This is a genomic window from Nostoc sp. CHAB 5715, assembly GCF_020829685.1.
Classification (GTDB): Bacteria; Cyanobacteriota; Cyanobacteriia; order Cyanobacteriales; family Nostocaceae; genus Nostoc.
Genome location: NZ_JAIVFR010000592.1, coordinates 1 through 4,831, shown reverse-complemented (window position 1 = coordinate 4,831; position 4,831 = coordinate 1). Strand labels below are relative to the sequence as shown.

Below are 4,831 nucleotides of genomic sequence, written 5' to 3'. Positions count from 1 at the left end.
ATTTCAGTTGCCAGTGTCTCGACTCAGAATAGCTGCGCTATGCTATACAAACTCTTGTTTACCTACGCGGATTGAAAGGCTTTAAAACTCAATTGCACTCTTGTGAGCAATCATCTGGTAAATTAGCTTAAAACTTTGCCCTTGCGCCAGAATAAGGATCTAGTACAGCTTGGCGTAAATCAAGCTACCATTTGAAAACTTGCAAAAGCTTTGATATACAAAACTTTTGACTGCGTGAATGCGTGACTTTTGCCTTGCGGTACTAGCATATTACCTTTAGAAGTAGCATTTTCATTTTTTCATTTTAGACACTCAATGCTGAACATTCCTCAATTACTGGCAACTGAAATAAATCTCAAACCCCATCAGGTGCAAAACGCGCTGGAACTTTTGGCGGAGGGTGCAACAATTCCCTTTATTGCACGTTATCGAAAAGAGCGCACCGATGAGATGAATGAAGTGCAACTACGTGAACTGGCTGATCGATATACTTATTTAACAGAACTGGAAGAACGAAAATCTGTAATTTTAAGTGCGATCGCAGAACTTGGTAAACTTACAGATGAACTCAAAGCCAAAATCTCATCCTGTTTACAAAAAACCGAACTTGAGGATTTATACTTACCCTATCGCCCAAAACGACGCACTCGCGCCACTATCGCCAGAGAAAAAGGACTCGAACCATTGGCGGAATTCATCAAGTCGCTAAATGTCAAAAATGCTGCAACGACTTCCCTGGAAGAAGAAGCGGCTAAGTATATTTCTGAAGCCAAGGGAGTAAAAACAGCAGAAGAGGCACTCAAAGGTGCTGCTGATATTTTAGCGGAAGAAGTGGCTGAAAAAGCTGAATTACGCGCATATATCCGCGATTATCTTCTAGAAGAAGGGGTATTCGTCTCCCGCATCAAAGATGACTATCCCGAAGGTACAACCAAATTTGAGATGTACCGTAACTATCAAATTAAGGTAAAAAATATTGCGCCCCACAATATGCTGGCTTTGTGTCGGGGTGAAACGGAGAAAGTATTAAGCTTTGAAATTGCTTTTAATGAAGATACGGTACTTTACTATCTTGAGTCGAAAGAAATTAAAACCAAAGTTCGGACAATTCGGGATTTTTATCAGGCGATGTTGAAAGATGCATTCAATCGTTTGATGAAAGTCTCTCTAATGGGAGAGGTAATTTCTGAGAAGAAAGTCTATGCAGACATGGAATCAATCAAGACATTTGAAACTAATCTGCGAGAGTTGTTGCTGTCTGCACCAGCAGGAATGAAACCAACCTTGGCGATAGACCCTGGATTTAGAACTGGGTGTAAAGTTGCTGTCCTCGACCAAACGGGGAAATTTTTGGAATACCAAGCGGTTTTTCCTCACCAAGCGGCTGAACAACGCGCTAAAGCTGCACAAACTGTCAAAAATCTGATTGAAAAATACAAGATTGAGTTAATCGCCATTGGTAACGGTACAGCGTCGCGCGAGACAGAGGAGTTTGTCACGCAAGTATTGCAAACCATAGAACGCAAACCAGTTAAGGTGATGGTGAATGAATCTGGCGCATCTATATATTCTGCAAGTATTGTGGCGCTAGAAGAGTTTCCCGATTTAGATGTTACCGTGCGCGGTGCGATTAGTATCGGTCGCCGTTTGCAAGATCCTCTAGCGGAACTGGTGAAAATCGATCCCAAATCCATTGGTGTGGGACAATATCAGCACGATGTCGATCAGAAATTGCTGAAAAAGAAATTGGATGAGACTGTAGAAAGCTGCGTTAACTACGTCGGCGTAGACTTGAACACCGCCTCCAAAGAACTTCTGACTTCCGTCTCTGGGGTTACGGCAACAGTTGCCAATAATATTGTCGCCTATCGTAACCAGAATGGAGCCTTTAAAAATCGCCGACAACTTTTGAAAGTTCCCAAATTGGGGCCAAAAGCCTTTGAACAAGCGGCGGGTTTTCTGCGAATTCGCGGCGGTGACAACCCATTGGATAATACAGCAGTGCATCCAGAGAGTTATTCTGTAGTAGAAGCGATCGCATCTGATCTAAATGTGCCATTAAATCAGGTGACACAAATTGCCGAAAAACTCAAAAAGACCAACCTGAAAAAATATGTTACCGATAGCGTCGGCGAACCCACATTACGCGACATCCTCAGCGAACTAGAAAAACCAGGTAGAGATCCCCGCGCAGAGTTTAAGTATGCCACCTTCAAAGAAGGAATTAAAGAAATCAGCGACTTAAAGGTGGGAATGGAACTAGAGGGAATAATCACAAATGTCGCCAACTTCGGCGCTTTCGTTGATATCGGCGTACATCAAGATGGCTTGGTGCATATATCCCAACTTGCTGATAGATTTGTAGACGATCCCAACAAAGTTGTCAAAGTCGGACAAGTAGTGAAAGTGCAGGTGCTAGAAATCAACGAGAAACTCAAGCGGATTAGTTTATCGATGAAAGCAGTTAAACAATAATTACAAACAGCAGATGGCAGTTTATCAAGTTCAATTCATCAATCCTACACTTGGATTAGATCGTACTATTCTAGTACCAGACGATCAATATATTCTGGATATGGCAGAAGAAGCAGGTATCCGCCTACCATCTGGGTGCAAACAAGGCGAATGTTCTGCCTGTGTCGCCAAACTTATTAGCGGTGAAGTTGATCAAAGTGAGCAAAAATTTCTGCGCCCAAGTGAAATACAGGCTGGTTATGTTGTTACTTGTGTAACTTACCCCTTATCTAATTGCACTTTAGAAACCCATCAAGAACAAATCTTGTATAAATCAGCCCTTTACTATCAGCCTGAGTCGGGAAAATCTAAGCGATCGCAATACTAATCAGTTAAGAAGATTTGTAGGTTGGGTTAAAGGTAGTGAAACCCGGCAAAGCACGAAAATGTTGGGTTTCGTTCCTCAACCTAACCTACATTAGAGTTATTTTTTAGGCAAAACCAAGCAGTATTGACATAGATAAAGACTGCCAATCTTTTTTAAACAAAAATTCAGAAATTATACGGATATAATTCTGTATGTAAATTATTAAAATAATATATAAATACTGAATGCATCTTTTTTAATGATGTGGGCTATAGCAACCTACTTGAGTCATCAAGTTTGCCGATAATCAACTCTGTGCTACATGACTTTTTTACTAGTAATATTTTTGCGATTTTCCTATATCCCTAGATTTTAATAAACTTGATTTAGACTGCTACAAAAGACGAAATGTATTTGCACTTCTTGACCTATCTGCTGACCACTATATAGCTAGTACAGGTCGGCGGAAATAAACCTACCATTAGATCAGTGAACAGTTATCAATTTTTAACTGATAACTGTTCATTACAGCCATAAAGCCCAAAAAATTAAAGCCTTTTGACTTTTGACTTTTGACTTCCCCACAGGGGCTGACTTCCGCCTTGCAGTACTAGTGTGGGTTTATCAATAGTTGGCTTTTTAATACAAGGAACAAAGTATGACCCACTCCGAACTTATTTTTTCAAATAACCTAGTTAATGAATTTAAAACTTGTACTCAGCTACAATACAATGGCAAATTAAATATTAAAAGTTCTAAAGGCAGCCAATGGACTTTTTATTATCGGCTGGGGCGGATAGTTTGGGCAACAGGTGGAACTCATCCCTTCCGCCGCTGGCGTAGAAATATGGCTCAAAATTGCCCCCAAATTGATGTTGAGAAATTGCAGTTGCGTTTGCAAGACGTATCACTAGATTACTGGGATTATCGCATTCTAGAAATCTTTCATAAAAAACATAAAATTCAGAGAGAACAGATTCAGTCTATTGCCGAAAACACCATAGCAGAACTATTATTTGACCTAGCTATGCAAGGAAATTTTGCTTCTATAAGTTGCAATCGCAGCCAAGAAGTTATCTTAGAAGCACCAATAAGCTTCACGAGTGCAGAAATGTCTGTAAAGCACATGCAAGACTCGTGGAAAATTTGGTCAGAAGCAGGTTTAGCAAATTTTTCTCCTGACTTGGCACCAGTTCTACGCCGACCAGAACAACTTCAGCAGATGGTAAGTCCATCTGTCTACAAAAACTTTTTAAATTTAATCAACGGCAAATTAACTCTGCGAGATTTAGCCGTGAAAATGAAGCAAAGTGTACTGCCACTCACCCGTTCATTGCTTCCTTATATCCTTAAAGGAATCATTGAATTGGTGGAAATACCTGACATGCCCTTAGTAGTGATTGAGGGCAACAATAAGCCTATCACCGCACAACCAAAGAAATCGATTGCTCCACTAGTAGCTTGCGTAGATGATAGCCCTCTGGTCTGTAAAATGCTAGAGGATATTATCACCTCTAATGGACTAAGGTTTATCAAAATTCAAGATGCTGTACAAGCTCTCCCAATCCTCATTCAGGATAAACCAGACCTGATTTTCTTGGATTTGATTATGCCAGTCGCCAGTGGTTACGAAATTTGTACTCAGTTGCGACGAATATCTGCCTTCGCCAATACACCAGTAATTATATTAACAGGTAGTGATGGTCTTTTAGATAGAGTTCGTGCTAAAGTAGTCGGTTCTACAGATTTTATCACTAAACCTGTGGTCGCTGACAAGGTAATGAGTATAGTACGTAAATATTTACCTGCGCCGAGTGTATCCATCGATAAGAGTCAAACTAATTTAGAAGTTTGTAAGTAGGGAGAATTATTAACAATTCAAAAGCTATAGGATTCCTATTTGATTTTTGAATAAACACCGTACACCTCGAAAAGCCTGATTCCCTACTCCCTACTCCCTATTCCCTACTCCCCGCCTACGCAAATAATTTCAAAAATCAAAGCGGATTA

3 protein-coding genes are annotated in these 4,831 nt (G+C 40.3%); all 3 read left to right on the top strand.

Annotation, left to right across the window (positions count from 1 at the left end):
* Positions 1 to 315: 315 nt before the first annotated feature.
* The 3 genes from LC574_RS26815 to LC574_RS26805 all read left to right on the top strand — a co-directional run bounded on the left by LC574_RS26815 (position 316) and on the right by LC574_RS26805 (position 4,682).
* Complete coding sequence (locus LC574_RS26815; RefSeq protein ID WP_229456681.1) at positions 316 to 2,475, top strand: Tex family protein; 2,160 nt, start codon at positions 316 to 318, stop codon at positions 2,473 to 2,475.
* 13 nt (positions 2,476 to 2,488) lie between these two features.
* Positions 2,489 to 2,842 carry a 2Fe-2S iron-sulfur cluster-binding protein gene (locus LC574_RS26810; protein ID WP_229456680.1) on the top strand — a complete coding sequence of 118 codons (354 nt, stop codon included), beginning with the start codon at positions 2,489 to 2,491 and terminating at the stop codon, positions 2,840 to 2,842.
* 637 nt (positions 2,843 to 3,479) lie between these two features.
* Entirely contained in the window at positions 3,480 to 4,682 is a 1,203-nt protein-coding gene (locus LC574_RS26805; protein ID WP_229456678.1) for a response regulator, read from the top strand.
* Positions 4,683 to 4,831 lie beyond the last annotated feature (149 nt).